Source organism: Curtobacterium sp. MCBA15_001 (assembly GCF_001864835.1).
In the GTDB taxonomy this organism is placed as follows: domain Bacteria; phylum Actinomycetota; class Actinomycetes; order Actinomycetales; family Microbacteriaceae; genus Curtobacterium.
On record NZ_MJGI01000023.1, the window covers coordinates 93,550 to 119,337 of the forward strand.

Genomic DNA, 25,788 nt, shown 5'->3' on the forward strand with positions numbered 1-25,788 from the left:
CCGGAACGTCCGGAACGTCCCGACGCCGACCAGCCGCCTACAACCAGCTCGGCAGCCAGTAGTGCGACCGGATGAAGTCCCACGGCACCTGCATCGCCGACCACATCGGGTACCAGTACGCCGAGGCCAGCACCACCACGCCGAGGTACACGCCGATCCACACGATCGCGCGGGTCCGTCGGGGGCGGGGATCGTCGCGTGACCCGAGCAGCAGCCCCACCGCGGCGGCCAGCGCCATCACCATGAAGGGCTCGAAGGCGATCGTGTAGAACTGGAACACCGTCCGGTCGACGTACAGCAGCCACGGCAGGTACCCCGCCGCGACGCCCATCACGACGAAGCCGTACTCCCACTTCCGCCGGGTGACGAACAGCACGAGCAGTGCCACCACCGCGGCGACGGCCGGGTACCAGATGAACGGGTTCGCGACCCCGGTGATCGCCGCGCCGCAGCGGTCGACCATGCACCCGTCCTGTCCGGCGTTCGTCCCCACGTAGTACATCGACGTCGGGCGCTGCATGAACAGCCACAGCAACGGGTTCGCCTGGTACGCGTGCGGGGTGTGCAGGCCGATGTTGAAGCCGTAGATCTCCGACTGGTAGTGCCACCAGTTCTGCAGGCTGTCCGGCACCCAGGCGAGGACGCCGGTCAAGCGGTGCCCGCCCGAGGCGAGCCAGTTCCGGTCCCAGCCGTCCTTCGACAGGAACCAGCCGGTCCACGACACGACGTAGGTCACCGCGGCGATCGGCACCGTGAGCAGGAAGGTGACGGGTGCCTGCTGCAGGACCGCGCTCGAGGACCAGAACTCGATCCCCGCTCGGCGACGCAGCATCATGTCGCTCAGCACGGAGTACACGGCGAAGAAGGCCAGGAAGTACATCCCGGTCCACTTCGTGCTCGTCGCGAGTCCCATCGCGAGCCCCATCGCCAACAGCCACGGCCGCCACCACAGGACGGGGCCCCACAGCGTGGCGCGTCCGGCGGCAGCGCGCGCAGCCACCCAGGCGTCGAGACGTCGTTCGGTCCAGCGCCGGTCGAGCAACAGTGCGCCGAAGCCGAGCAGCACGAAGAACGTCACGATCCCGTCGAGCAGGGTCACCCGCGACATCACGATCGCCTGCCCGTCGAGGGCCATGAACCCGCCCGCGAGCGTCCCGATCAACGTCGACCGGAACAGCGAGCGGGCGATGACCGCGACCAGGAACACCGTGGCGATCCCGAGCACTGCGACCGCGAAGCGCCAGCCGAACGCGTTGTCCGGCCCGAACAGCAGCATCCCCAGCCCGATCAGGTACTTGCCGAGCGGCGGGTGCGCGATGAACTCGGCGGCACTCGTGAACAGGTTCGTCTGCCCGTCCGCGAAGCGTTGGTCGGTCGTCGGGGCCGAGCTGTCGGACGGGTTCGCCGGCCACGTGCCCTCGTAGCCCAGGTGGACGATCGACCAGCCGTCCTTGACGTAGTACGTCTCGTCGAACACGAGCGAGTGCGGCCGGCCCAGGTCGATCAGCCGCAGCAACGCGCCGATGACGGTGACCGCGATCGGGCCTCCCCAGCGCCAGGCGGCGAACCGCCAGGAGACCGACAGGAACCGCGCCCACCAGTCGTCCAGGCGCGAGCCACGGGGCGCTGCGGGCGCAGTGTCGAGCGTCTCAGCCAGGTCCGTGGTCACCCGCAGCATCCTACGGATGCCGCACACGGGTCGGCTGCGACCACAATGGTCCCCGTGATCGTCCTCGCAGCAACCCCCATCGGCAACCTCGGCGACGCGTCGCGCCGGTTGGTCGAGACCCTGTCGAACGCGACCGTCGTGGCAGCGGAGGACACCCGGACCGCCATCCACCTCATGCGCGCACTGGGGATCGAGAACCGCCCGCGCCTCATCGCGCTGCACGAGCACAACGAGCGGGCGAAGGCAGCAGAGGTCGTCGAGCTCGCGCGGGACCAGGACGTCATCGTGCTCACGGACGCCGGGATGCCGGCGATCAGCGACCCCGGGTTCCCCCTGGTCGAGGCTGCGGCTGCCGCCGGTGTGACCGTCACCGCGCTGCCCGGCCCGTCCGCGGTCCTCATGGCGCTCGCCGTCTCCGGGCTCCCGACGGACCGGTTCACCTTCGAGGGGTTCCCGACGCGCAAGCCGGGGGAGCGTCGGCGCGCGTTCGAGGCGCTCGCGGGGGAGCAGCGCACGATGGTCTTCTTCGAGTCGCCGCATCGGCTCGGTGACACGCTCGCGGACATGGCCGCCGGGTTCGGCGGTTCGCGCCGCGCTGCAGTCTGCCGTGAGCTCACGAAGCTCTACGAGGAGGTCGAGCGTGGTCCGCTCGACGCGCTGGTCGAGTGGGCCGCCGACGGGGTGCGCGGTGAGATCTGCATCGTCGTGGCGGGCGCGTCCGGCTCCGTCGACGAGGTCTCGCTCGAGGACGGCGTCCGCCTCGTCCTCGAGCGGGTCGCCGCCGGCACGCGGATGAAGGAGGCGTCGGCCGCCGTCGCGGACGCGACCGGGCTGTCGAAGCGGGACCTGTACGAAGGCGCGCTCGCGGCGCGGTAGTCAGCACCACCACCGGTCGGGAGGCCCGGTGCGGGCCCGCCCCGCTCCTCCCGTCACGAGTTCTCCACAGGCGGCCGCCGGCCGCGTCACGGGGGAGGCCTGCGCCCGTAGGATGGTCCGCATGTCCGACGGCTCCTCGTTCAGCATCACCACGCCGATCTTCTACGTGAACGACGTGCCCCACATCGGGCACGCGTACACCGAGGTCGCAGCGGACGTCCTCGCGCGCTGGCACCGGCAGCGCGGCGACGACACCTGGCTGCTCACCGGCACCGACGAGCACGGGCAGAAGATCCTGCGCACGGCCAGCGCGAACGACGTCTCCCCGCAGGAGTGGGCCGACCGGCTGGTGAACGACGCGTGGAAGCCGTTGCTCGACACGGTCGACGTCGCCAACGACGACTTCATCCGCACCACGGACGCCCGCCACGAGCGCGGCGTGACGGCCTTCCTGCAGAAGCTGTACGACGACGGCTACATCTACGCCGGCGAGTTCGAGGGCTTCTACTGCGTGGGGTGTGAGGAGTACAAGCAGCCGAGCGACCTGGTCGCGGGCACCGGCGCGTACGAGGGGCAGCAGGTCTGCGCGATCCACTCGATCCCGGTCGAGGTCCTGTCCGAGCGCAACTACTTCTTCCGGATGTCCGACTTCGAGCAGCCGCTGCTCGACCTGTACGAGTCGAACCCCGAGTTCATCCAGCCGGACAGCGTCCGCAACGAGATCGTCTCCTTCGTCAAGCAGGGGCTGCGTGACCTGTCGATCTCGCGGTCGAGCTTCGACTGGGGCATCCCGATCCCGTGGGACAAGGACCACGTGCTGTACGTGTGGTTCGACGCGCTGCTCAACTACGTCACCGCGCTCGGCTACGGGTCCGACGACGACGAAGCCTTCCGTCGCCTCTGGCCGAGCGTGCACGTCGTCGGCAAGGACATCGCCCGGTTCCACGCGGTGATCTGGCCGGCGATGCTGATGGCTGCCGGACTGCCCGTGCCGAAGCGCGTGTTCGGGCACGGCTGGCTGCTCGTCGGCGGCGAGAAGATGTCGAAGTCCAAACTGACCGGCATCGCGCCGTCGGAGATCACCGACACGTTCGGCTCCGACGCCTTCCGCTACTACTTCCTCCGCGCCATCACCTTCGGGCAGGACGGCAACTTCTCGTGGGAGGACATCTCGGCGCGCTACCAGGCCGAGCTCGCGAACGGCTTCGGCAACCTGGCTTCCCGACTCCTGGCCATGATCGAGAAGTACTTCGGTGGCACGGTCCCGGCCCGCGGTGACCTGTCCGCGTCGGACCGGGCGATCGACGCCCTGGCGCAGAGCGTCACCGAGCGCGCGGACGCGGCGATCGCCGGGTTCGCCCCGCACGACGCCATCACCACCACGTGGGAACTCGTCGACGCGTTGAACGGGTACATCACCGAGCAGCAGCCGTGGGCCCTCGCCAAGGACGACGCGCAGCGCGAGCGTCTCGGCACCGTGCTGGCGACGGCGCTCCGTGGCCTCGGGACCGTCGCGGTGCTCGTCTCGCCGGTGATGCCGAAGGCCACCGAGAAGCTCTGGGCCGCCATCGGCGCCGGCGGGTCCATCGCCGAGCAGCGGGTCGACCGCGCTTGGGAGTGGCAGGGCGCGTCCGCGGTGACGCAGCTCGAGTCCGGGCTGTTCCCGCGCATCGAGCAGGCCGAGCAGGGCGCAGCGTGACCGACGCCCACCTGCGGTCCCGCGGCGACGGCGCCGAGGGCTCCAAGCGCGACCTGTCGTACCCGCCGCTGCCCCAGCCGCTCGTGGTCCCCGTGTACGACAACCACACGCACATGGAGATCGCGGACGGCGGACCCGAGGGCGCGCTCGACTGGCGCGAGCACCTCGACCGGGCGTCGAGCGTCGGCGTGCGCGGCGTCGTGCAGGTCGGCACCGACCTGGCGACCTCGCAGTGGTCGGCCGAGATCGCAGCACGCGAGCCGCGCGTCCTCGCCGCCGTGGCGCTGCACCCGAACGAAGCACCCGTGCTCCACGAACAGGGCCTGCTCGACGAGCACCTGGCGGGCATCGAAGCGCTGGCCGCCCTGCCGCGGGTCCGCGCGATCGGCGAGACCGGCCTCGACTTCTTCCGGACCGGGGAGTCCGGCCGCGATGCCCAGATCCGCTCGTTCGAGGAGCACATCCGCATCGCGAAGGAACACGACCTCGCACTGACCATCCATGACCGCGACGCGCACGACGCCGTGGTGCAGGTGTTGGACCGGGTCGGTGCTCCGGAGAAGACGGTGTTCCACTGCTTCTCCGGCGGCCGTGACCTGGCACGCCTGTGCGCCGAGCGGGGCTGGTACATGTCGTTCGCCGGCACCGTGACGTTCAAGAACGCGCAGTCGCTGCGGGACGCCCTGATCACCGCCCCGCGCCACCTGATCATGATCGAGACCGACGCGCCCTACCTGACGCCGACGCCGTTCCGCGGTCGGCCGAACGCGCCGTACCTGATCCCGCTCACCCTGCGCTCGATGGCCGAGACGATCGGGACCGACCCGTCGATGCTCGCGGCGCAGATCGCGTCCAACACCGAACTGGTGTACGGCGCGTGGGACGCCGAGCCGATCTCGGTCGAGCAGTGAGCGCGCTCCTCGGGCCCGCCGAGATCCGGCAGCTCGCATCGCAGCTCGACGTCACGCCCACCAAGAAGCTCGGCCAGAACTTCGTGCACGACGCCAACACCGTGCGCCGCATCGTCGTCGCCGGTGGGGTCAGCGCCGAGTCCCGCGTGCTCGAGGTCGGTCCGGGCCTGGGGTCCCTGACACTCGGGCTGACCGAGACCGGCGCTGCCGTCACCGCCGTGGAGATCGACGCCCGGCTGGCCGCACAGCTCCCCACGACGGTGTCGACCATGCAGCCCTCGGCGCAGCTGACGGTGGTGCACCAGGACGCGCTCACGGTCACTGCGGACGACCTGCCCGTCGCCCCGACGCACCTCGTCGCGAACCTGCCGTACAACATCTCCGTACCCGTGCTCCTGCACCTGCTTGCCACGTTCCCCTCGATCGAGCGCTCGCTCGTCATGGTGCAGGCCGAGGTCGGGTACCGGCTCGCCGCCGATCCGGGCAGCAAGGTCTACGGGTCGCCGAGCGTCAAGGCCGCCTGGTACGGCTCGTGGCGGATCGCCGGTCAGGTCTCGCGGCAGGTCTTCTGGCCGGTGCCCAACGTCGACAGTGTCCTGGTGGGCTTCCAGCGACACGACCCGCCCGGCGACGAGGTCTTGCGGTCGCGGGTGTTCACCCTGGTCGACGCCGCGTTCCAGCAGCGTCGGAAGATGCTCCGGCAGGCGTTGTCCGGCGTGCTCGGGGGGAGTGCGCACGCGTCCCAGGTCCTCGAGGCGTCGGGGATCGCACCGACGGCGCGGGGCGAGGAACTCGGCGTCGACGACTTCGTCCGGCTCGGGCGCACAGTCCTCGCCGCCGCAGGCTGACCCCGCTGCGGGTTGACCCCGCCGTGGGCTGAACCTGCTGCGGGCCAACGCCCGTCAGGGTCCCGTCCGGGCTCGGTCGTCCGCGGGACGGTCGTCGTCCAGGAAGTGCATCCGTTCGATCGCGCTGACGGCCGCGTCGGGCAGCCCGTCGTCGACCGCACGCCGCAACGCCGTGTTCGCCTGGATGAGGTGCTCCCAGGGCACCTCCGACCGCCCCGACGCCAAGCGGACGCGGTACGACAGCCCGTCCATGACCTGGTGCGCCCGACCACGCAGAACCGGGTTCGGAGTGAGCTCGGCCCAGCCGCGGTAGTACCCGGCCGCGACGCGGTCGATGGCCCGTCGGTCCTGGTGCTCGAGCCGGGCGAGTGTCTCGTCGATCATCGTGAGCGAGGTCGCCCGCGGACCCGCGAGCATCTGTCCGGCCGTGCGGACGATCCCGCGCATCAGGACGCCGAGGGTCTGCAGTGCGCAGAGCGCTCCGTCCGGCGCGGGATCGACCACGCGGACCGCGCGGTTCGGCAGGACCTCGACCAGTCCGGCGTGTTCCAGGGCGTGGAGCGCTTCGCGCACCGGAGTCCGCGACACGCCGTAGAGCGCCAGGAGGTCTCGGTCGCGCAGCACCTCACCGGGTCGGAACCGCCCGCTCAGGATGGCTCTGCGGAGCCCCGCCTCCACCTCGTGGGAGAGCAGGATCCGGGTACTCGTGTCGTCGTCGTGTGCCATCTCGCTTCCAGTCTGCACGGAATGCGGAATATCAGCACCCGCTCCACTGCTAGCGCCCGGCGAGCCGCTCGATGAGCTGCTGCTGCGTCCCGTCGCGCTCCGCCCACCGCAGCGGCAGCACGTTCTGCACGAGGACCTCCGGCCCGGCACCGGCGCGCAGGAGGGACACGACCTCGTCGAGGAACGCCTCGAGGGGCATCCCGCCGAAGTCCACGCCGACACCCTGGATGTCCGTCGCGACGGCCGGTGGGGCGAGTTCCAGCACCTCGACCGGGGAGCCGACGAGCTGCTGACGGAGGGACAGCGTGTACGAGTGCACCGCGGCCTTCATCGCGCTGTAGGTCGGGGTCGGAGCGAGCGGCGTGAACGCGAGGCCCGACGACACGGTCATGACGGTCGCGGCAGGCTGCTCGAGCAGGTGCGGCAGGAAGGCGTCGACCAGTCGGACCGTGCCCAGGAAGTTCGTCGTGACCGTTGCCTCGGTGACGGCGAGGTGCTCGGACGACCGCAGGTCCTCCGGACGCATGATGCCCGACATCGTCACGATCGCGTCGAGCGACGGGTGCGATGCGATGACGGCCTCGGCGGCAGCGGTGATCGAGGCCGGGTCGTCCACGTCGATCTGGACGGTGTCGAAGCCGTGCTCGGCGGCCAGGGTGTCGAGCAGTGCGGCCCGGCGCCCGCCGATGACGACGGTGCTGCCGGCCTGCTGGAGTCGGAGCGCGAGGCCCAGGCCGATGCCCGAGGTCGCGCCGGAGATGAAGACGGTCGAGGTGGTGATGTCCATGACGACGACGATCCGGCACCGCGGCAGGGGCAACCAGAGTGCGGACATCGGGGGACCGGCGGTCCCTGGCACGAGGGGCTCGTGCGCACGAGACTGGACGGCATGGACCGTCCTGCCCTCGCCGACTTCCTGCGCCGACGCCGCGAGGGCCTGCGCCCCGAGGACGTCGGGCTCGGCACCGGCGCGCGGCGTCGCACGCCCGGGCTCCGGCGCGAAGAGGTCGCGGCGCTCGCCGGGATGTCCGCGGACTACTACACACGACTCGAGCAGCAGCGCGGCCCGCAGCCGTCCGAGCAGATGGTGCAGGCGATCGCCCGGGCGCTCCGCTGCAGCCTGGACGAACGTGACCACCTGTTCCGCCTGGCCGGACACACTGCCCCGGCGCGGGTGTACCGGACGGACCACGTCGACCCCGCGATCCTCCGGGTGCTCGACCGGCTCGACGACACCCCCGCGATCGTGGTGAGCGACCTCGGCGAGACCCTCGTGGAGAACGCGCTCGCGGCGGCGTTGCTCGGCAGTACCGTCGGGCTCGCCGGCAACGAGCGCTACCAGCCGTGGCGGTGGTTCATGACCGCCGCCGAACCGGCCCGCTACGCCCCCGAGCAGCACGACCGACTCGCGCGCGCCCAGGTCGCTGCGCTCCGTGCGGCGGTGGGTGCGGCCGGACCGGGGGACCGTCGGGCGATGCAGCTCATCGCGGAGCTCGAGGCGAACAGCGCGGACTTCGCAGCGCTGTGGTCGTTGCACGAGGTGGCCAGCCGGTGGGAGGACCGCAAGACCTTCGTGCACCCCGAACTCGGGCGCATCACCGTCGACTGCCAGGTGCTGCACACGACGAACCAGACCCAGGCGCTGCTGCTCTTCACGGCTCCGGCCGGCAGCGAGGACGCGCAGAAGCTCGACCTGCTCGCCGTCGTCGGGCGCCAGACCTTCGCCCGCTGACCTCGCACACTGCGGGCAGCGCGGCAGCGCCCCACCAGCAACACCGCGTCACACTCCTGGCAGCCGCCGGGGCGCGGTGCCTAGGGTGGACGGGTGAGCACTCCGCGCGTGTACGTCATCCACGAGAACCCCGAGTGGTTCCCGCCGCTCGCCGCTGCCTTCGAGGCCGAGGGCGTGCCGGTCCAGGAGATCCTGCTGACCGACGGCCAGCTCGACCTCACCAGCGAGCCGGAACCGGGCGTGTACTGGAGCCGCATGTCGGCCAGCAGCCACACCCGCGGGCACGAGCACAGCAAGGAGTACACCCGCGCCCTCCTCGGGCACCTCGAGCGCGCCGGTCGCCAGGTCGTCGGCGGCAGCCACGTCCTCGAACTCGAGGTGTCGAAGGTCGCCCAGCACGGGCTGCTCCAGCGCGCCGGGTTCGACGTCCCCCGGACCACCGCGGTCTTCGGGAAGTCCACACTCAAGGACGCCGCGCACACCTTCACCGGCGGGCGGGACGTCCCCTTCATCACGAAGCACAACCAGGGCGGCAAGGGCCTCGGTGTCCGTCGCTTCGACTCGCTCGCGGAGTTCGACGCCTACGTCGACAGTCCCGAGTTCGAGGAACCCGTCGACGGCATCACCCTGCTGCAGGAGTACCTGACGGCCCGCGAGCCCTTCATCACCCGCGTCGAGTTCGTCGGCGGCGAGTTCGTCTACGCCGTCCGCGTCGACACGAGCGCGGGCAGCTTCGAGCTCTGCCCCGCCGACGCGTGCGAGGTCCCCCAGGTCATCGCAGGAGCCGTCTGCGACGTCCCCGGAGCGAACGAGCCGAGCCCGTTCGAAGTCCGCACTGAGGTCACGGCAACGCACCCCCTCGTGCAGCAGCTCCGCACGTTCCTGGCCGACCAGCGCATCACCATCGCGGGCGTCGAGTTCATGGAGACCACCGACGGCCGCACCGTCGTCTACGACATCAACACCAACACGAACTACAACCCGGCGGTCGAGGAGACCGCGCCGGCCTCCGGCCCGCGCTCCATCGCCCGCTACCTGGGTGCGCTCCTGACGGAGCAGTACGCGGCCGTCACCACGGCCTGAGACCCGACCACCCACCGGACGGGAGGCCCGGCTCGGCACCGCCACCGAGCCTCCAGTCCGACCGTCCCCACCTGAGGAACCCCCGTGCGATTCGGATACTGGACCCCGCTCTTCGGCGGCTGGCTGCGCAACGTCGACGACGAGCAGATGCCGGTCACCTTCGACTACGTCAAGCGCCTGGCGCAGCGCGCCGAGCAGATCGGCTTCGACCTGACGCTCGTGCCGGAGCTCAACCTCAACGACATCAAGGGCACCGCAGCCCCGAGCCTGGAAGCGTGGGCGCTCGCCGCGGCCATCGCGGCGACGACCGACCGGCTCGAGATCATGGCGGCGATGCGCCCCGGGTACCACCTGCCGGCCGTGACGGCGAAGCAGGCGGCGACGATCGACGACATCTCCGGCGGCCGCTTCACCTTCAACGTGGTGAGTGCCTGGTGGGCCGAAGAGGCACGGCAGTACGGCGGGATCTTCTCCGAGCACGACGACCGCTACAAGCGCACGGCCGAGTTCGTCGAGATCATGCAGGGCCTGTGGCGCGAGACGCCGTACTCGTTCCACGGCGAGTACTACGACGTCGAGAACGCGCACCTCGAGCCGAAGCCGCGCGTGACGCCCCGCATCTACGCCGGGGGTGAGAGCGAGGCCGGCAAGGCCTCGATCACCCGGTACGCCGACGCGTACGTGACCCACGGTGGCACCGTCGAGGAGCTCCGGACGAAGATCGCCGACATGCGTCGCCGTCGGGACGAGGCCGGGCTGCCGCCGTTCGAGGCGTTCGGCATGGCCGCCTACGCGATCGTGCGCGACACCGAAGCGGAAGCGCAGGCCGAGCTCGCGCGGATCACCGACGTGCAGCACGGCAAGGCGTACGAGTCGTACCAGGACTTCATCTCGAAGTCGCAGCTGGAGCACGTGCCGTCGCTCGAGGACTACTCGGTGTCGAACCGGGGGCTGCGTCCGCAGTTCGTCGGGACCCCGGAGCAGGTGGTGGACCGGATCCGCGAGTACGAGGACGCCGGCGTGGACACGCTGCTGCTGCAGTTCTCGCCGCAGCTCGAGGAGATGGAGCGCTTCGGCGAGCAGGTCATCCCGCTCGTCCGCGCGTCGGCTGGTGGAGCGTCGCGGCGCGGCGCCGCCGACGCGCCGGGCGAGCCTGCGAGCCCGATACGACTGGGCAGCGCATGAGCGTCGAGGACGGCTGGCGGTTCGAGACCCGGCAGATCCGCGCCGGCTACAAGGCGGACCCGGGGTGGGGTGCGAACGTGCCGCCGATCGCGCAGACGGCCGCGTTCGTCTACCCCTCGGGTGAGGACGCCGCCGAGCGCTTCCTGCTCGACGCGCCCGGGCACACGTACTCGCGCGTGAACAACCCGTCGGCCGCGGCGCTGGAGCGGCGGATCGCGGACCTCGAGGGCGGTGTCGGCGCCCTGGCGCTCGCGTCCGGGCAGGCGGCGACGAGCCTCGCGGTGCTCGGACTCGCCCGGGCCGGCGACCACGTCGTGTCGAGCGCGTCGCTGTACGGCGCGACGTACACGCTCTTCGCGTCCACGCTGCGGGACCTGGGCATCGCGTTCACGTTCGTGCAGGACCCGACCGACCTGTCCGAGTGGGCAGCCGCGGTCCGTCCGGAGACGCGGGCGTTCTTCGGGGAGTCGATCCCGAACCCCCGCGGTGACGTCCTGGACTTCGCCGGGGTCGCCGGTGTCGCGCACGACGCGGGCGTGCCGCTCATCGTCGACAACACGATCGCCACGCCGTACCTGGTCCGACCGATCGAACACGGTGCGGACATCGTCGTGCACTCGGCGACGAAGTACCTGGCCGGGCACGGCAGTGCGATCGCCGGGATCATCGTCGACAGCGGCAACTTCGACTGGGCCGCGTACCCGGAGCAGTACCCGCAGCTGACCACGACCGAGCACTCCGGGTTCGCGAACACGGACTTCGCCGAGAAGTTCGGTCGGCGTGCCTTCATCCAGCGCACCCGGTCGAAGCTGTCCGCCGACCTCGGGCCTGCGATCGCCCCGTTCAACGCCTTCCTGGTGCTGCAGGGCATCCAGACCCTGTCGCTCCGCATGGACCGGCACGTGGCGAACGCGGCCACCGTCGCCACCTGGCTCGACGCTCACGACCAGGTCGAGCACGTGCACTACGCGGGCCTGCCCGGGTCGCCCTGGCACCACCTGCAGCAGCGCTACGTGCCGGCCGGTCCCTCGGCGGTGCTGGCGTTCGACCTGGCCGGCGGGGTGGCAGCGGGACGACGGTTCGTCGACGCGCTGGAGCTCTTCGACCACGTCTCGAACATCGGCGACGTGCGGTCCCTCGTCGTGCACCCGGCGTCCACGACCCACGTGCAGATGACGCCGACCGAGCGCGCGGCGGCAGGGGTCGGCGAGGGGCTGATCCGGCTGTCGGTCGGTCTCGAGCACCCGGACGACATCCTGGCGGACCTGGAGCGTGGTTTCGCCGCAGCGCGCGCGGGATAGGTTGGGGGCATGACGTCGCTGGCCGCACCGACCCGCGTCCGGACGCGCGCTCCCGGCAAGATCAACGTGTTCCTGTCCGTCGGGGCCCTGCAGGACGACGGCTACCACGACGTCGCGACGGCGTACCAGGCGGTCTCGCTGTTCGAGGACGTCGTCGCCGAGCACGCCGACGACTTCTCGGTCACGTTCACCGGCTCGATCGACACCTCTGCCGTGCCCGTCGACGAGACGAACCTGGCCATCCGCGCCGCACGCATGGTCGCCGAGTCGGCCGGGTACACGGGCGGGGTGCGCCTGACCATCGAGAAGCGCGTCCCCGTCGCCGGGGGCATGGGCGGCGGGTCGGCCGACGCCGCCGCGACGCTGCTGGCCGTGGACACGCTCTGGGGCACGGCCCTCGGGCGGGACGAACTGCTGCGCATCGCCGCGCAGCTCGGTGCCGACGTGCCGTTCGCCTTCGCGGGCGGGACGGCGGTCGGCACGGGCCGAGGCGACGAACTGAGCCCGGCGCTGGCGAAGGGCGAGTTCCACTGGGTGCTCGCGCTCAGCGACGACGGGCTCTCCACCCCGCAGGTGTACCGGGCGCTCGACGCGCACCGGGACCGCTACCGGGCGGACATCGCGCCGGCGCCGTCGATGCCCGTGGTGGAGACGAACGTGCTGCAGGCCCTGCGTGCCGGGGATCCTGACCTGCTGGCCGACTGCCTGCACAACGACCTGCAGGCCCCGGCGATGCGGTTGCAGCCGACGCTCGCGACGACGTTGGAGCTCGGGGAGAAGTCCGGCGCGCTCGCCGGGCTGGTGTCCGGCAGCGGGCCGACGGTGGCGTTCCTGGTCGCTGACCGTGACAGCGCGCTCGAGGTGCAGGTCGCGCTGAGCGCCGCGGGCTTCGTCGCCGTGCGGGCCACCGGACCCGTGCACGGCGCGCGCGTGCTGCACTGACGCGAGCCCGCTGCACGGCGCGGGCGTCCTGCACGGTGCGCGCGTGCTGCGCGGCGGAGCCGTGTGCTTCGCGGGTCAGTCGGCCAGGCGCTGGAACAGCACGTGGTCCTGCCAGTCGCCGGCGATCCTGAGGTACTTCGGCGCGTAGCCGTACCGCTCGAAGCCGCTCTTCTGCAGGACCCGCTGCGACCGGACGTTGTGCGGGAGCGTCCCCGCTTCGAGCCGGTGCAGCCCGAGTCCGTCGAACGCCATCCGCGCCGCGAGCTCGACGGCCGCGGTCGCCGCACCGTGGCCGGCGGACTCCTCGGCGACCCAGTACCCGAGCGTCCCCGAGTCGAACGCCCCGCGGACGATCGAGTTGACGTTGAGGCGCCCCACGACCACGTCGTCCGTCGTGATGACGAGCGGCAGCATCTGTCCGCGACCCCGGCGGCGCAGACACGCGTCGATCTCGGCCCGCTGCCCATCGACAGTGAAGTACGACTCGGGGCGTGCGGGGTCCCACGGCGCGAGCCAGGCCCGGTTCCGGACGAGCAGATCGGCGAGCGGTCCGGCGTCGGCCGGTGCGATCAGGCGGACGTCGTGGCGCATCCTCGCAGCATGGCACAGCGCTGCACCGAGGCCGCGCAGGTGCTCAGCTGGCGCGCGTGTACTCCGTCAGGATCACCTTGCCGGTCTTCCAGTGGTGCTCGGCGACGAAACCGTGCTGCGCCAGCACGGACGCAGCCTCGGGTTCGATGTTGCGCGAGGTCCCGCCGACGAACCACACGGTGTCGATGTCGCCGAGGCGTTCCGGGACGGTCGTGGCGAGGTCACCCGTCTGGTTCCACAGGACGCCGCTCTCGGCGCCGTTCTTCCGCACGCCCAGGTCCGTCATGCCGGTGAAGGCCTCGGGGTAGGACACGCGGATGATGTCGGCCGTGGCGCCGGGGTGGCGGTACACGCTGCCGTAGATGATCCCCTCGTCGGCATCTGGCCGGGCGTCGCGGGCACTGGCCACGATCGCCGCCGCCTGTGCCCAGGTGGAGTCCTGCTTCGACAGCGGGGTCTTGACGTCGTAGGCGTTGGGGATCGACAGCACGAGCACGCCCGCCAGTGCGCCGACGAGCCACGCCTTCGGTCGAACCAGGGTGATCGCCATCGCCATGAGCAGCGCCACGAACGGCAGGCTCAGGCTGGCGTACTTCGGCGACCAGAGGTGCTCGCCCGCCGCGGTGGCGCCGACGAGTGCGGCGGCCGGCAGGATGGCGAGCGGCAGCGCGACTCGGACGGCCTGCATCCGGAACAGGGCACGCACCGACGGGCTGCGGCGGTGCGCCTGGACGACGGCGGCGACGACACCCACGGCCATCAGGACCCAGGCCACTGCGGCGTACCAGCCGAGACCGCCGAACCACGCGGTCGCGAAGACCTGGTCGGCGGTGCGTGACGTGATGCCGCTGATCCACCCCACCTGCTTGGACTGGGACATGACCTCGAGCACGAAGGGCGCTGCGATGACCGCGGCCGCGCCGGCAGCGATCGCCCAGCGTCGCAGGGTTCGCCGTCCGACCAGGGGCTGCGCGCTGAGGCCGCCCCGCATGGACAGCGCGGACTGTCGGTCCCGACGACGTTCGGCCAGCCCGGTCCAGACCAGGGCGACCGCGTGCGCCACGACGGCGAGCGCGAGGTAGACGTTGAAGGTCACGGCGACGAGCGCCAGGACGCCGTACGCCGTCCACCACAGTGCAGGACGTCGCCCTGAGCGGGTGCGTCGGACGGCGGTCAGACCGACGAGGGTCAGGCAGACGGACAGCGCGGTGATCGTCGCGTAGGGACGCCCCTCGCCGCCCGCCCACTGCACGCGGGGGAGTGCGAGGAAGACGATGCCGGCGACGATGCCGAGTCGCCGTCCGCCCAGTCGACGACCCAGGGCGACGACGAGCCCGGCGGCCACGCCGATCGCGAGGGCGCTCGGGAACCGGAGCGTGAAGGGCGTGTAGCCGACGAGCCAGAACCAGACGTGCATCAGGGCGTAGTACAGCCCGTGGACGGCGTCCACCGAGTGGAGCTCCGCCCAGAGCTGGGGCCAGCTGCGCGTCGCGCTGGTGACCGTCGCGGCTTCGTCGTACCAGAGCGACGGCACCCACGAGAACGCGGCGGTCGCGACGACGGCGAGTGCGCCGACGGTGAGCTCCGGCGTCCGGACGACCGCTGCACTGACCGCACCGGTGGCACCCTGGAGCCGACTGCGCACGGTGGGTGCGGACAGCGGCCGAGGGACGCTGATGGTACCGGTCCGAGGTGCGCTCACAGCCCCACGGTATCGGCGGCTCCTGGGCAGCGACCCCGTGGGACGGCCCAGACGACTGGGAAGCGCACGTCCGGGATCGACAGTCCTCACAGGAAACCGTGGCCCGCGTCGGACGGCAGCAGCGTGGTACGCGCTCCGAGCGGCTAGCATCCGGGCATGAGCCGCCTGCGTGTCCGCGATGCCGCCCGCTACCTCGGGGTCAGTGACGACACCGTCCGACGGCTGGTGGACGCGGGGACCTTCACGCGCTTCTCGGACGACGCCGGGCGGGCGGTCGTCGACGGGCGGGAGCTCGCCGAGCACGCGAAGGCGCAGGGTGCGGCGCTGGTGGACCCGGACGCTCGCCGGAGCTCGGCGCGGAACCGCTTCGTCGGCATCGTCACCGACGTCGTCGTCGACACGGTGATGGCGCAGGTGGAGCTGCAGTGCGGCCCGCACCGGGTGGTGTCGCTGATGAGCGCCGAAGCCGTCCGCGACCTGGGGCTCGAGGTCGGTTCGGTCGCGACGGCATCGGTCAAGGCGACGATGGTCACGGTGGAGGCGCCCCGTGACGACGAGTGACACTCCGACCCAGGCGATGCAGACCACTCCGACCCCGGTGACGAAGCCCGCTGGCGCTGCCGCGCAGGCACCCGTGCTCAGCGCTGCCCGCCGGACCCTCGGGTCGCGGACCGCGGCGCTGGACGCCGGCGGGGACGGCACGCTGCACAGCCTGGCGGCGGCCCGGGTCCTGGTCGTCGGCGCGGGCGGCCTCGGCGCGCCGGTCGTCGCCTACCTGGCCGGCAGCGGGATCGGCCGACTGACGATCGTCGACCCGGACACCGTCGACCCGTCCAACCTGGCTCGGCAGACCCTCTTCACCACGGCGGACGTCGGGTCGTCCAAGGCCGAGGTGGCCGCTGCCCGTGCCCGGGCGGTCGACCCCGAGGCCCGCGTCGAGGCGCTCGTGCGTCGGTTCGACGCCGCGATGGTCGCCGGGCACGACGTGGTCGTCGACGCCGCGGACTCCGTGGTCGTCACCCGGGCCGTGTCCGACGCGTGCGCTGCGGTCGGGGTGCCGTTCGTCTGGGGGACCGTGCTCGGCTACGACGGCCAGGTCGCGGTGTTCGACGACGCCGGGACGGTCACCGGGACCGCGGTGGACTTCCACGACCTGCACCCCGACGTGCAGCCGGACGAGGGGTCGTGCGCGCTCGACGGGGTGCTGCCCGCACTGTGCGGCGCTGTCGGGTCCGTGATGGCCGCGCAGGTCACCGCACTCGTCGCTGGGCTCGGTGAACCCCTGGTCGGTCGGGTGCTCACCGTGGACGCCCGCCGGTGGCACTGGACGGAGAGCCCCCTGCGCCGTGGGCCGGCGTCGCGGCGTCCGGCGCCCCCGGAGATCGTCGAGCCCGCACGCATCGCCCCGGCGGCACTCGCCGCCCGGCTCGCTGACCCCGCGGACCCCGTCGTCGTGGTCGACGTCCGCACCCCCGAGGAGCGGGCCGCCGGGGTGATCGCCGGCGCCCTCACGCCCGACGAGCTGCCACCCGAGGCGCAGGACCTCGTGGTCGTCTGCGCGCGTGGCCCGCGGGCGATCGCGTGGGCGGCGTCCTCCGGGCGTCCGAGCGTCGTCCTCGACGGTGGCATGCAGGCGTGGCTCGGCGAGGGACGACCGACATCGTGATCCGCATCTGCGCCTAGGATCGAACCGGGACGCCGCACGTGCGCTTCCGGATGGGGATCCACATGCGCAAGTCCATCGCCTTCGCGGCCACCGCCCTCGTGCTCCTGCTGGCCGGGTGCAGCGCCGGCGGCCCCGGGAACGGCGGCAGCAGCGCGAGCACCGGCGGGAACGGCGCCTCCGCCAGTGCGACGCCGACCGGGTCGATCACGGTGTTCGCCGCGGCGTCCCTGCAGCAGACCTTCACCACGCTCGGCAAGGACTACGAGCGTGCGCACCCCGGCACCACCGTGACGTTCTCGTTCGCGGGGTCGAGCGACCTCGTCTCCCAGATCCAGAACGGTGCCCCCGCCGACGTCTTCGCCAGCGCGGACGAGAAGAACATGACCAAGCTCACCGACGCCGGCCTGATCGCCGGCGGCACCCCGGCGTTCGCCACCAACACACTGCAGATCGCCGTCGCCCCGGGCAACCCGAAGGGGATCGCGGACCTGCAGGACCTGACCGCGTCCGGCCTGCAGGTCGTCACCTGCGCCGCACCCGTGCCGTGCGGTGCGGCGACGCACGCGGTGGAGCAGGCGAGTGGGGTCACGCTGCGTCCGGTCAGCGAGGAGCAGTCCGTCACCGACGTGCTGGGCAAGGTCGAGTCGGGGCAGGCGGACGCCGGACTGGTGTACGTCACCGACGTGCGGGGCGCCGACGGCAAGGTCGACGGGGTCGACTTCGCGGCCGCGTCGAAGGCCGTCAACACGTACCCGATCGGCGTCGTGCAGGGCTCGCAGCACGCGGCGCTCGCGGCGTCGTTCAGCGCCTTCGTCCGGTCGGACGCAGGCGCGCAGGTGCTCCGCACCGCGGGCTTCGGGCAGCCATGACCGACCGGCGGCCCCGCACGGCCGTCCCGTGGTGGCTCCCGGTCCCCGCGGTGCTCGGCGGGCTGTTCGTCGTCGTCCCCGTCCTGGCGATGGTCGGCCGGGTCGACTGGTCGTCGTTCGGTGCCCTGGTCGGGTCGCCCGCGTCGCTCACCGCGCTCGGCCTGAGCCTGGGCACGGCGGCTGCCGCGACCGGCATCGCGCTGGTGCTGGGCCTGCCCCTGGCCGTGCTGTTCTCGCGCGTCCGGTCCCGCTGGGTCGGGGTGGCGCGGGCGTTCGTACTGCTGCCCCTGGTGCTGCCGCCCGTCGTCGGCGGGTTGGCGCTCCTGGCAGGGTTCGGCCGGATCGGACCGGTCGGCAGCTTCCTCGACGACCACGGCATCCGCATCGCGTTCACCACCGTCGCCGTCGTGATGGCGCAGACCTTCGTCGCGATGCCGTTCCTGGTGTCCGCCGTCGAGGGGGCCCTGCGCGTCGGCGGCGACCGGCTCGAACAGGTCGCGGCCACCCTGGGCGCCGGACCCACCCGCGTGCTGGTCACCGTGACGATCCCGCGGGCGTTGCCCGGCATCGCGTCGGGCCTGGTCCTCTGCTTCGCCCGGGCGCTCGGCGAGTTCGGCGCGACGCTGACCTTCGCCGGCAGCCTGCAGGGCGTCACGCGGACCCTGCCACTGGAGATCTACCTGCAGCGGGAGATCGACCCGGACACCGCGGTCGCGCTCGCGCTCGTGCTGGTGGTCGTCGCGGTCGTGGTCATCGGTGCGACCTCGCTCCGTGGGGCCAGGACGGCCCTGGCATGACCGGGCTGCGCGTACACGTGGTCCTGCGGGACCGGGACCTCGACGTCGCGTTCGAGGTCGCCCCCGACGAGTGCGTCGCCGTCGTGGGGCCGAACGGTGCCGGCAAGACCTCGGTGCTCGAGGCGGTCGCCGGGCTCCTGACGATCGACGCCGGCACGATCGAGGTCGACGGGCGGACCGTGGACGACGGCCGCCGTGCCGTCCCGCCACACCGTCGCCGGGTCGGCCTGCTCGGGCAACGTCCGGACCTGTTCCCGGACCTGTCGGTGGCCCGCAACGTCGGCTACGGTCCGCGTGCGGCCGGCGTGGACCGACGGGAGGCGCGGCTCCGCTCCGACGCGGCCCTGGCCGCCGTCGACGCGGTCGCCCTGGCAGACCGTGCCCCGGCCACGCTGTCGGGTGGGCAGGCGCAGCGGGTGGCCATCGCACGGGCCCTGGCCGCCGACCCCGCGGTGCTGCTGCTGGACGAACCGACCTCGGCGCTCGACGTCGAGGCGCGCGCGGACGTCCGACGGGCCCTCGGCGCCGCGGTCGCCGGACGGCCGAGCATCCTCGTCACGCACGACCCGGTCGAGGTCGTCGCGCTCGCGTCCCGCATCGTCGTGGTCGAGGGTGGCCGGGTCGTCGAGTCCGGCCCCGTCGGGACGGTGCTCGCACGACCGACCAGCGCCTTCGGTGCCGCGTTCTCGGGTCTGGTGCTCGCCCCGGGGACGGCCACGCGCGGTGGGGTCGCGCTGGACGGCGGCGGCGAGCTGGCGTCGCGGGCGCACGCCGAGCCTCCCGGCCGTGCAGTCCTGGCCGCGTGGCACCCGACGGCCGCCGTCGTGTCCCGGACCGGCGACGGGCCGGAGCGCACCGTCACCGCCCTCGAGCCGCGGGACGGCCTCGTGCGGGTGCGGGCCGGCGAGCTCGTCGCCGACGTCACCGTCGCTGCCGCTGCACGGCTCGGGCTGGCCCCGGGCGACACCGTGCACATCGCCGTGCCGCCGGACGAGGTCGACGTCTCCCCGCGCTGACCGGAGCTGGTCAGCCGCCGGCGAAGGGCGGCATCACGTCGACCAGGTCCACGCCGTCGAGCGACGTCGTGCGGTCCCGCGTGCTGAGGCCGTCGACCAGGTACGAGCAGCGCTCCTGCAGCGCCCGCCACCGTGCCGGGTCGGCCGCGTCGAGCCCCTGCAGCGCCTGCTCGAGCGTCGCCGCGTCGACCGTGGTCTGCTCGGTGCCGACCGCAGCGCGGGCCGCGGCGAAGAAGCGCATCGTCGTCATCGTCAGCCCCCGATCGCGCTCATGCCGCGGGACGGGTGCACCATGCCGTCGGCGTCGTCCCCGTGGTCGCGGGGCTTCGCCCACATCGCCCGGCGCCACCGGTCGAGGACCTGCTCGTCCGAGGCGCCGGCCCGCATCGCGCCGAGCAGGTCGGACTCTTCGTCGGAGAACAGGCAGCTGCGCACGTGTCCCTCGGCGGTCAGTCGCGTGCGGGTGCAGTCCGCGCAGAACGACTCGGTGACGCTCGCGATGACGCCGACGGTGCCCAGGTGCGCACCCGTCGTGCGGGACGCGACGCGGAAGCGCTCCGCCGGGGCACCGTCGCGCGGAGCCTGGTCCGGCGTCAGGACGTAGTGCTCGCCGAGCGCCGCGCGGGTCTCGGCGGCGGTCACCATCGACGTGCCGTCCCAGGCGTGCCCGGGGTCGAGCGGCATCTGCTCGATGAAGCGCAGCTCGTGGCCGCGCTCGAGGCACCACGCGAGCAGGTCGACCGCCAGGTGGTCGTTCACCCCGCGCAGCAGCACCGCGTTCACCTTGACCCCGAGCCCGGCGGCGTCGGCGGCCGCGATGCCGTCGAGCACACGCGTCAGGAACGGACGTCGGGTCACGGTGGCGAAGACGTCCGGGTCGACGGTGTCGAGCGAGACGTTCACCCGGACGAGCCCGGCGTCGCGGAGCGCCTGCGCCCGACCGGCGAGACCGATGGCGTTCGTGGTCAGCGACAGTTCGACGCCGAGGGTGGCGCACCGGGCGATCACGTCGACCAGGTCGGCGCGGAGCAGGGGCTCGCCGCCGGTGAACCGGACCTTGCGGACGCCCAGGTGCTCGGCTCCGAGCCGAACGAGCCGTTCGATCTCGGCCGCGGTCATCAGCGCGTCCGAGGGGATCACCGGCAGCCCCTCGGCGGGCATGCAGTACGTGCAGCGGAGGTTGCAGCGCTCGGTCAGCGACACCCGCAGGTCCACGGCGCGACGCCCGAAGCGGTCGACCAGCCCGGGGTCGCCCTCCGGTCGTGGCGGGACGGCGGTCTCGGTGCGGACCCGGCGGAGCAGCCCGGTGGCCGGGAGCGCGACGGCGGTCATGGCAGCGATGATACGTCGCGCGCCCGACGCTCCTGGACCGACCTGTCCCGCCACCGCGCCGGGACGAGTCGGTCACGCCAGCGCAGCCAGTCCTGCCGGTCGGTGCGGACCAGGGTCACGACGACGATGAGCGCGATCGCCCCGAGCAGCCACCAGCGGTAGGCGTCGGCGTTCACCCAGAGCCCGCGCACGGTGATGGCCAGGCCGATCGACGACCACTCCCAGCGGCCGGAGAGCACCACGAACGGCAGGAGCAGCAGGGCGTACCAGGGGTACCGCGGGGTGACGGCGAGGAAGGTCACGCCGATCATCAGGACCTCGCCGGACCACGGTCGTGCCGGGTCGGAGAGCCGCCACGCCAGCACCGCGGCGACGAGCACGACCAACCCGACGACGACGGTCGCGGCGTCTCCCGGCACCACGAACGACACCAGGGCGAAGCGGGAGCCGTCCTCGTAGCCCTCCTCGCTCAGGTACCCGGGCAGGTAGCCGAGCACCTTCGCCCCGGTGCTGATGACGTACGGCACGTAGAGCAACCCGAACACGGCGATGCCGACCGGGATCGCCCACCAGTGCCGCCACCGACCGAGCAACGGCGGGTAGACGATCGCCGGGATGAGCTTGGCGGCGGTCGCGGCGCCGAGGGCGATGCCGCCCCAGACCGGCCGTCCGAACGCGACGAGCACCGCACCGGCCGTGGCCAGCGCGGCGCCCAGCAGGTCGACGTGCGAGTTCGTCACGGCCTCGGACGCGACGAGCGGCGACCAGGCCCAGAGCGCGGCCCACCACGTCGGACGCCCCATCCGCCGCAGCACGACGAGCAGGCCGACGGTGACGCCGAGCGACACGACCAGCCCAGCGACCTGCAACGGCAGGTACTGTGCGGTGGCCGGCACCACTGCGCGGACGAGCGCGAACCACATCTCGGCGAGCGGCGGGTAGATCGTCGGCACGTCGACGCGGTTGATCGCGACGCAGTGCCCGTCCGCGCCGTCGCCGAGCCCGTGGTACCGCGGCTCGAGCGGCGTGCACGTGCCGCCCACCTTGTCCGGGAACAGCCAGTCCGGGCGCAGGTGTGCCAACGCCTCGGACTGGGGTGTGTACGCGTAGGGGGAGATCCCGGCATGCTGCACGATGCCGTCCCACGCGTACCGCGCCGAGTCCGTGCTGGTGTTCGGGGGTCCGGCGAGGGCGGCGAGTCCCACCACGAGAGCGCCTCCGAGGACGATGATGGTCACCAGTCGTGCCGGGACCCAGCGCAGTGCCAGGACCGCGATCACGAACACCGCCCAAGCGATCAGGGTCCACGTGACGAATGACAGTCGATGACCGGACCGGAGGAACCCCAGATGCGTGACGCCGACGGCGATGACGCCCGACAGGGCCAGCACGCCGACGACGGCGATCACAGTGGGCAGGGGATGGCCGAGTCGCAGTCGCATGGTGCGTCGAGGCTACCGACGATCGTCCGCCGCGCCCTGCACGAGGCCCGCTCCGCGATGGCGTCGCCGAACCGCAACGCCCGCAGCGCCGTCGTGCTCGGTCGGCTGCTCGGCATCGCCTTCCTGATCTGCTTCGGCACCGGGCTCTACAGCCACTTCCTGCAGGACCCGCTGCCCTGGATGCGCTTCCCGACCCGGCCGACGCAGCTCTACCAGTTCACGCAGGGGCTGCACATCACCGCCGGGATCGCGATCATCCCGCTGCTGCTCGCCAAGCTCAACACCGTGATGCCCGCCCTGGCGCAGGACCCGCCCGTCCGAGGCGTGCTGCACCTGCTCGAGCGACTCTCGATCGCGGTGTTCGTGTCCGCCGCGATCGTGCAGGTCGGCACCGGTCTGGTGAACACGTACCAGTGGTACCCGTGGCCGTTCCCGTTCCGCCAGGTCCACTACGCGCTGTCCTACGTGCTCATCGGGTCGCTGGCCATCCACATCGCCGCGAAGCTGCGGATCATCGCCCGCTACTGGCGAGCGCGCGACGCCTACGACGCCGACGGTCGGTTCGTCCACGACGGCTCGGTGGGCAGCGAGCTGCCGGAGTACGGACTGGAGGCTCGTGGCGACTCCGCCACGTACCCCCGGGGGATCACGGGTCGCGTGATGCGCTGGGCCGACGGGGCGGAGCCGAGTCGGGCCTCCCGTCCGGACGACCAGCCGCGTGCGGACCGCCAGCCGCGTGCCGGGCGCCGTCAGCGGGTGGCCCGTCGCGGGTTCTTCGCCGGGATCGCCGCGGCGACGGCCGGGGTGGTCGTGCTGACCGTCGGCCAGTCCTCGCGACTCGGTGAGCCGTTCAACGTCTTCGCGCCCCGCCAGCGCCACCGCGGACCGAACGACCTGCCGGTGAACCGCACCGCGCGTGCCGCCGGTGTGCTGGCGACCGCGACCGCCGCGGACTGGACGCTGACCGTCGTGGGGCCGGCCGTCACGCGGACGTTCTCGCGCGCCGAGCTCGTCGCGCTCGGGATGACCATGGTCGAGCTGCCGATCTCGTGTGTGGAGGGCTGGAGCCAGATGGGGACGTGGAAGGGCGTGCGCATGCGGGACCTGCTCGAGGCCGTGCAGGCCGACCCGGCGTCGGACGTCCGGGTGACGAGCCTGGAGCGCCACGGCGGCTACCGGATCATGGACATGGGGCCCGAGTACGCCTCGGACCCGACGACGCTGGTGGCGCTCGAGCTCAACGGCGGGACGCTCGACCTGGACCACGGGTTCCCCGCGCGGATCATCGCTCCCGGGCGGCCCGGCGTGCTGCAGACCAAGTGGATCGAGCGGATCGAGGTGCGCTCGTGAGGGCCGCGCGGATCACCCTGGCCGTGCTCGGCGTGCTCGTGCTGGCCTTCGGGGCGTACACGATGATCGAGACCGTGCGGCCGAACCGGATCGGCGGGCTGGCGACGTGGCTGATCGCCGCGGTCGTGCTGCACGACGCGATCCTGTCGCCGTTCGTCGTGCTCGTCGGGCTGGGGCTGCGCCGGGCCGGACGCGCCCTGCGCACCTGGGTGCTCGTCGTGGTGCAGGCGGCGGTGGTGCTCGGCAGCGTCCTGGCGCTCGTGGTGCTGCCCGAGATCGCGGCGAAGGCCCACGGCGCGAAGAACCCGACCGTCGTGCCGTTCGACTACACCACGCGGCTGCTGCTGGTCGAGGGTGCGCTGCTCGTCGTGGTCATCGCCGTGCTGGTCGTCGGGTGGGTCACGGCTCGGCGTCGAGGCTCCGAGCCGCTGGTTGAACCGACAACCTCTTCGTAGGATGGGCACATGAGCGACGAGGTGCCCTGGCTGACGCGGGAGCAGCTGCGCGCCTGGATGAAGCTCGTCGCCGTGATGGAGCTGCTGCCCGCAGCGCTCGACCAGCAGCTGCAGCGCGACGCCGACCTGACGCACTTCGACTACATGGTCATCGCGATGCTCTCGGAGACCGAGGGCCGCACGCTCCGGATGTCCGCGCTGGCATCGGCCACGAACGCCTCGCTGCCACGGCTGTCCCACGTGGTGTCCCGCCTCGAGAAGCGCGGGCTCGTGTCCCGCTGCCCCTCGGCCGACGACCGCCGGGCGACCGACGTGCGGCTGACCGACGCCGGGTACGCCCTGATCGTCGACGCAGCGCCCGACCACGTCCGCACTGCCAGGGCCTTCGTCATCGACGCGCTGAGCGACGAGCAGGTCGAGGCCCTCGACGGGATCACCCGCTCGCTGCTCGAGCGGCTCGACCCCGAGGGGCGCTTCGCCGCGGTCACCTACCCGCGCGACGACGACGACACCGCGATCTGCGAAGCACGGCTGACAGGACGCTCGCCCGGTCGGGACGCGCCGCTGCAATAGGCTCGCCGCATGAGCCAGCCCGACGTCGCGTCCGACACCTACAGCTACCTCGGACCCGCCGGCACCTTCACCGAGGCAGCCCTCAAGCTCGTCGACGCCGCGGCCGGCAAGCCCTGGCGGAGCGTCAACAACGTCGGGGAGGCCCTGGACGACGTGGTCTCCGGCCGGTCCGTCGGGGCCGTCATCGCGATCGAGAACAGCGTCGACGGCGGGGTCAGCGCGACGCAGGACGCCCTGGCACGGATCCCGGGCGTGCGGATCGTGGGGGAGTACCTGGTCCCCGTCGACTTCGTGCTGGTCGCCCGACCCGGCACCGCGCTCGCCGACGTCCGCACGGTGAACGCCCACCCCGTCGCCTACGCGCAGACCCACCACTGGCTCGAGGCCAACGTCCGCGGGCACGGGCACATCCCGGCGTCGTCGAACGTCGCCGCCGCGGCAGCCCTGCTCGACGACCACCCCACCGCCGACGCCGCGGTCGCCCCGCCCGGCATCACCGACCACTACGACCTGGCGGTGCTCGCGGACTCGATCGGCGACAACGCCAGCGCGGTCACCCGGTTCGTGCTGGTCTCGAAGACGCTGTCGATCCCGTCACGGACGGGCTCGGACAAGACGAGTGTCATCGTCGAGTTGCCCGCGGACCACCCGGGTGCCCTCGTCGACATGCTCGAGCAGTTCGCCACCCGGGGCATCAACATGGGGTTGCTGTCCTCGCGGCCGATCGGCGACGAGCTCGGCCGGTACCGGTTCGTCATCGACCTGGACGGCCACGTGCTCGACGAGCGGGTGGCGGACGCGCTGCTGGGCCTGCGGCGGTTCAGCCCGCGCGTGACGTTCCTGGGCTCGTACCCGCGTGCCGATCGGCAGGAGTCCGAGGTGCCGCTGCGCTACTCGGACGAGGCCTTCGTCGAGGCGCGGGACTGGCTGCGCGCGATCGTCGCCGGCGAGCCCGACGCGGGCTGACGCCCGCGGGCGCCGCGCGCCCTCGCACCGTGTACGAAACCTCGCACCGTGCGGGTG

General features: G+C 72.3%; 26 protein-coding genes. 18 read left to right on the forward strand and 8 right to left on the reverse strand.

Translation table 11 applies throughout. The features are described 5' to 3' along the window. Positions 1 to 37 precede the first annotated feature (37 nt). Complete coding sequence (locus tag BIU90_RS09815) at positions 38 to 1,669, reverse strand: dolichyl-phosphate-mannose--protein mannosyltransferase (protein ID WP_254787002.1); 1,632 nt, start codon at positions 1,667 to 1,669, stop codon at positions 38 to 40. 54 nt (positions 1,670 to 1,723) lie between these two features. Here BIU90_RS09815 and rsmI point away from each other — a divergent pair, with 54 nt between their 5' ends. The 4 genes from rsmI to rsmA all read left to right on the forward strand — a co-directional run bounded on the left by rsmI (position 1,724) and on the right by rsmA (position 6,003). Further along, entirely contained in the window at positions 1,724 to 2,545 is an 822-nt protein-coding gene (rsmI, locus tag BIU90_RS09820) for a 16S rRNA (cytidine(1402)-2'-O)-methyltransferase (protein WP_071300341.1), read from the forward strand. 121 nt (positions 2,546 to 2,666) lie between these two features. After that, a complete protein-coding gene (gene metG, locus BIU90_RS09825; protein ID WP_071300049.1) occupies positions 2,667 to 4,244 on the forward strand; it encodes a methionine--tRNA ligase in 1,578 nt (525 codons plus the stop codon). Continuing rightward, complete coding sequence (locus BIU90_RS09830; RefSeq protein WP_071300050.1) at positions 4,241 to 5,155, forward strand: TatD family hydrolase; 915 nt, start codon at positions 4,241 to 4,243, stop codon at positions 5,153 to 5,155. The genes metG and BIU90_RS09830 overlap by 4 nt, the downstream gene beginning before the upstream one ends. Then, on the forward strand, positions 5,152 to 6,003 hold the full coding sequence (rsmA, locus tag BIU90_RS09835) for a 16S rRNA (adenine(1518)-N(6)/adenine(1519)-N(6))-dimethyltransferase RsmA (RefSeq protein WP_071300051.1): 852 nt from the start codon (positions 5,152 to 5,154) through the stop codon (positions 6,001 to 6,003). Before BIU90_RS09830 ends, rsmA begins: the two co-directional genes overlap by 4 nt. A 54-nt stretch (positions 6,004 to 6,057) precedes the next feature. Here the strand turns inward: rsmA and BIU90_RS09840 are convergent, their stop codons facing one another. Together BIU90_RS09840 and BIU90_RS09845 are read right to left on the reverse strand one after the other, a co-directional pair. After that, positions 6,058 to 6,729: a GntR family transcriptional regulator gene (locus tag BIU90_RS09840; protein WP_071300052.1), complete on the reverse strand. Its 672-nt coding sequence runs from the start codon at positions 6,727 to 6,729 to the stop codon at positions 6,058 to 6,060. Positions 6,730 to 6,778: 49 nt separating this feature from the next. Beyond that, complete coding sequence (locus tag BIU90_RS09845; protein ID WP_071300342.1) at positions 6,779 to 7,516, reverse strand: SDR family oxidoreductase; 738 nt, start codon at positions 7,514 to 7,516, stop codon at positions 6,779 to 6,781. A gap of 102 nt (positions 7,517 to 7,618) precedes the next feature. Between BIU90_RS09845 and BIU90_RS09850 the strand changes: the two genes are divergently transcribed. From BIU90_RS09850 to BIU90_RS09870, 5 genes are all read left to right on the forward strand, one after another. Continuing rightward, positions 7,619 to 8,461, forward strand: a complete 843-nt coding sequence (locus BIU90_RS09850; protein ID WP_071300053.1) for a helix-turn-helix transcriptional regulator — start codon at positions 7,619 to 7,621, stop codon at positions 8,459 to 8,461. A gap of 93 nt (positions 8,462 to 8,554) precedes the next feature. Beyond that, complete coding sequence (locus BIU90_RS09855; RefSeq protein WP_071300054.1) at positions 8,555 to 9,544, forward strand: RimK family alpha-L-glutamate ligase; 990 nt, start codon at positions 8,555 to 8,557, stop codon at positions 9,542 to 9,544. A gap of 84 nt (positions 9,545 to 9,628) precedes the next feature. Then, on the forward strand, positions 9,629 to 10,729 hold the full coding sequence (locus tag BIU90_RS09860; RefSeq protein WP_083403849.1) for an LLM class flavin-dependent oxidoreductase: 1,101 nt from the start codon (positions 9,629 to 9,631) through the stop codon (positions 10,727 to 10,729). Then, positions 10,726 to 12,030, forward strand: coding sequence for an O-acetylhomoserine aminocarboxypropyltransferase/cysteine synthase family protein (locus tag BIU90_RS09865; protein WP_071300055.1), 1,305 nt, complete (start codon positions 10,726 to 10,728; stop codon positions 12,028 to 12,030). The genes BIU90_RS09860 and BIU90_RS09865 overlap by 4 nt, the downstream gene beginning before the upstream one ends. A gap of 9 nt (positions 12,031 to 12,039) precedes the next feature. Beyond that, on the forward strand, positions 12,040 to 12,972 hold the full coding sequence (locus BIU90_RS09870) for a 4-(cytidine 5'-diphospho)-2-C-methyl-D-erythritol kinase (protein ID WP_071300056.1): 933 nt from the start codon (positions 12,040 to 12,042) through the stop codon (positions 12,970 to 12,972). Positions 12,973 to 13,047: 75 nt separating this feature from the next. On the opposite strand, the gene BIU90_RS09875 is transcribed toward BIU90_RS09870, so the two are convergent. Together BIU90_RS09875 and BIU90_RS09880 are read right to left on the reverse strand one after the other, a co-directional pair. After that, positions 13,048 to 13,563: a GNAT family N-acetyltransferase gene (locus tag BIU90_RS09875; RefSeq protein WP_071300057.1), complete on the reverse strand. Its 516-nt coding sequence runs from the start codon at positions 13,561 to 13,563 to the stop codon at positions 13,048 to 13,050. 43 nt (positions 13,564 to 13,606) lie between these two features. Then, positions 13,607 to 15,208 (reverse strand): glycosyltransferase family 39 protein, encoded by a 1,602-nt coding sequence (locus tag BIU90_RS09880; protein WP_175470182.1) that lies wholly within the window; start codon positions 15,206 to 15,208, stop codon positions 13,607 to 13,609. 213 nt (positions 15,209 to 15,421) lie between these two features. Here BIU90_RS09880 and BIU90_RS09885 point away from each other — a divergent pair, with 213 nt between their 5' ends. From BIU90_RS09885 to BIU90_RS09905, 5 genes are all read left to right on the forward strand, one after another. Then, positions 15,422 to 15,826 (forward strand): molybdopterin-binding protein, encoded by a 405-nt coding sequence (locus BIU90_RS09885; RefSeq protein WP_071300059.1) that lies wholly within the window; start codon positions 15,422 to 15,424, stop codon positions 15,824 to 15,826. Beyond that, positions 15,813 to 16,931, forward strand: coding sequence for a HesA/MoeB/ThiF family protein (locus BIU90_RS09890; RefSeq protein WP_083403851.1), 1,119 nt, complete (start codon positions 15,813 to 15,815; stop codon positions 16,929 to 16,931). Before BIU90_RS09885 ends, BIU90_RS09890 begins: the two co-directional genes overlap by 14 nt. 62 nt (positions 16,932 to 16,993) lie before the next feature. Further along, positions 16,994 to 17,800 (forward strand): molybdate ABC transporter substrate-binding protein, encoded by an 807-nt coding sequence (gene modA / locus BIU90_RS09895; RefSeq protein WP_175470183.1) that lies wholly within the window; start codon positions 16,994 to 16,996, stop codon positions 17,798 to 17,800. Next, positions 17,797 to 18,597, forward strand: a complete 801-nt coding sequence (locus BIU90_RS09900) for an ABC transporter permease (RefSeq protein ID WP_071300061.1) — start codon at positions 17,797 to 17,799, stop codon at positions 18,595 to 18,597. Before modA ends, BIU90_RS09900 begins: the two co-directional genes overlap by 4 nt. Then, a complete protein-coding gene (locus tag BIU90_RS09905) occupies positions 18,594 to 19,613 on the forward strand; it encodes a sulfate/molybdate ABC transporter ATP-binding protein (RefSeq protein ID WP_071300062.1) in 1,020 nt (339 codons plus the stop codon). The genes BIU90_RS09900 and BIU90_RS09905 overlap by 4 nt, the downstream gene beginning before the upstream one ends. A gap of 10 nt (positions 19,614 to 19,623) precedes the next feature. On the opposite strand, the gene BIU90_RS09910 is transcribed toward BIU90_RS09905, so the two are convergent. From BIU90_RS09910 to BIU90_RS09920, 3 genes are read right to left on the reverse strand one after another with little or no spacing between them, the layout of a single operon-like run. Further along, entirely contained in the window at positions 19,624 to 19,863 is a 240-nt protein-coding gene (locus BIU90_RS09910; protein WP_071300063.1) for a MoaD/ThiS family protein, read from the reverse strand. Positions 19,864 to 19,865: 2 nt separating this feature from the next. Continuing rightward, positions 19,866 to 20,945: a GTP 3',8-cyclase MoaA gene (moaA, locus tag BIU90_RS09915; RefSeq protein ID WP_083403852.1), complete on the reverse strand. Its 1,080-nt coding sequence runs from the start codon at positions 20,943 to 20,945 to the stop codon at positions 19,866 to 19,868. Continuing rightward, on the reverse strand, positions 20,942 to 22,354 hold the full coding sequence (locus BIU90_RS09920; protein ID WP_217640911.1) for a glycosyltransferase family 87 protein: 1,413 nt from the start codon (positions 22,352 to 22,354) through the stop codon (positions 20,942 to 20,944). The genes moaA and BIU90_RS09920 overlap by 4 nt, the downstream gene beginning before the upstream one ends. Between BIU90_RS09920 and BIU90_RS09925 the strand changes: the two genes are divergently transcribed. The 4 genes from BIU90_RS09925 to pheA are packed head-to-tail and all read left to right on the forward strand — an operon-like array spanning position 22,295 to position 25,731. Further along, positions 22,295 to 23,737, forward strand: coding sequence for a molybdopterin-dependent oxidoreductase (locus tag BIU90_RS09925; protein WP_254787004.1), 1,443 nt, complete (start codon positions 22,295 to 22,297; stop codon positions 23,735 to 23,737). The two genes, BIU90_RS09920 and BIU90_RS09925, sit on opposite strands and share 60 nt — an antisense overlap. Continuing rightward, positions 23,734 to 24,192: a hypothetical protein gene (locus BIU90_RS09930; RefSeq protein WP_083403854.1), complete on the forward strand. Its 459-nt coding sequence runs from the start codon at positions 23,734 to 23,736 to the stop codon at positions 24,190 to 24,192. Before BIU90_RS09925 ends, BIU90_RS09930 begins: the two co-directional genes overlap by 4 nt. A 9-nt stretch (positions 24,193 to 24,201) precedes the next feature. After that, positions 24,202 to 24,765, forward strand: a complete 564-nt coding sequence (locus tag BIU90_RS09935; RefSeq protein WP_071300066.1) for a MarR family winged helix-turn-helix transcriptional regulator — start codon at positions 24,202 to 24,204, stop codon at positions 24,763 to 24,765. Between the two features lie 9 nt (positions 24,766 to 24,774). Then, positions 24,775 to 25,731, forward strand: a complete 957-nt coding sequence (gene pheA, locus BIU90_RS09940) for a prephenate dehydratase (RefSeq protein ID WP_071300067.1) — start codon at positions 24,775 to 24,777, stop codon at positions 25,729 to 25,731. Positions 25,732 to 25,788 lie beyond the last annotated feature (57 nt).

Coding starts and splice junctions, on each gene's coding strand:
- metG (WP_071300049.1), top strand. CDS start 2,667: ATGTCCGACGGCTCCTCGTTCAGCATCACCACGCCGATCTTCTACGTG.
- BIU90_RS09840 (WP_071300052.1), bottom strand. CDS start 6,729: ATGGCACACGACGACGACACGAGTACCCGGATCCTGCTCTCCCACGAG.
- BIU90_RS09845 (WP_071300342.1), bottom strand. CDS start 7,516: ATGGACATCACCACCTCGACCGTCTTCATCTCCGGCGCGACCTCGGGC.
- BIU90_RS09850 (WP_071300053.1), top strand. CDS start 7,619: ATGGACCGTCCTGCCCTCGCCGACTTCCTGCGCCGACGCCGCGAGGGC.
- BIU90_RS09865 (WP_071300055.1), top strand. CDS start 10,726: ATGAGCGTCGAGGACGGCTGGCGGTTCGAGACCCGGCAGATCCGCGCC.
- BIU90_RS09870 (WP_071300056.1), top strand. CDS start 12,040: ATGACGTCGCTGGCCGCACCGACCCGCGTCCGGACGCGCGCTCCCGGC.
- BIU90_RS09875 (WP_071300057.1), bottom strand. CDS start 13,563: ATGCGCCACGACGTCCGCCTGATCGCACCGGCCGACGCCGGACCGCTC.
- BIU90_RS09885 (WP_071300059.1), top strand. CDS start 15,422: ATGAGCCGCCTGCGTGTCCGCGATGCCGCCCGCTACCTCGGGGTCAGT.
- modA (WP_175470183.1), top strand. CDS start 16,994: ATGCGCAAGTCCATCGCCTTCGCGGCCACCGCCCTCGTGCTCCTGCTG.
- BIU90_RS09900 (WP_071300061.1), top strand. CDS start 17,797: ATGACCGACCGGCGGCCCCGCACGGCCGTCCCGTGGTGGCTCCCGGTC.
- BIU90_RS09905 (WP_071300062.1), top strand. CDS start 18,594: ATGACCGGGCTGCGCGTACACGTGGTCCTGCGGGACCGGGACCTCGAC.
- BIU90_RS09910 (WP_071300063.1), bottom strand. CDS start 19,863: ATGACGACGATGCGCTTCTTCGCCGCGGCCCGCGCTGCGGTCGGCACC.
- moaA (WP_083403852.1), bottom strand. CDS start 20,945: ATGACCGCCGTCGCGCTCCCGGCCACCGGGCTGCTCCGCCGGGTCCGC.
- BIU90_RS09925 (WP_254787004.1), top strand. CDS start 22,295: ATGCGTGACGCCGACGGCGATGACGCCCGACAGGGCCAGCACGCCGAC.
- BIU90_RS09935 (WP_071300066.1), top strand. CDS start 24,202: ATGAGCGACGAGGTGCCCTGGCTGACGCGGGAGCAGCTGCGCGCCTGG.
- pheA (WP_071300067.1), top strand. CDS start 24,775: ATGAGCCAGCCCGACGTCGCGTCCGACACCTACAGCTACCTCGGACCC.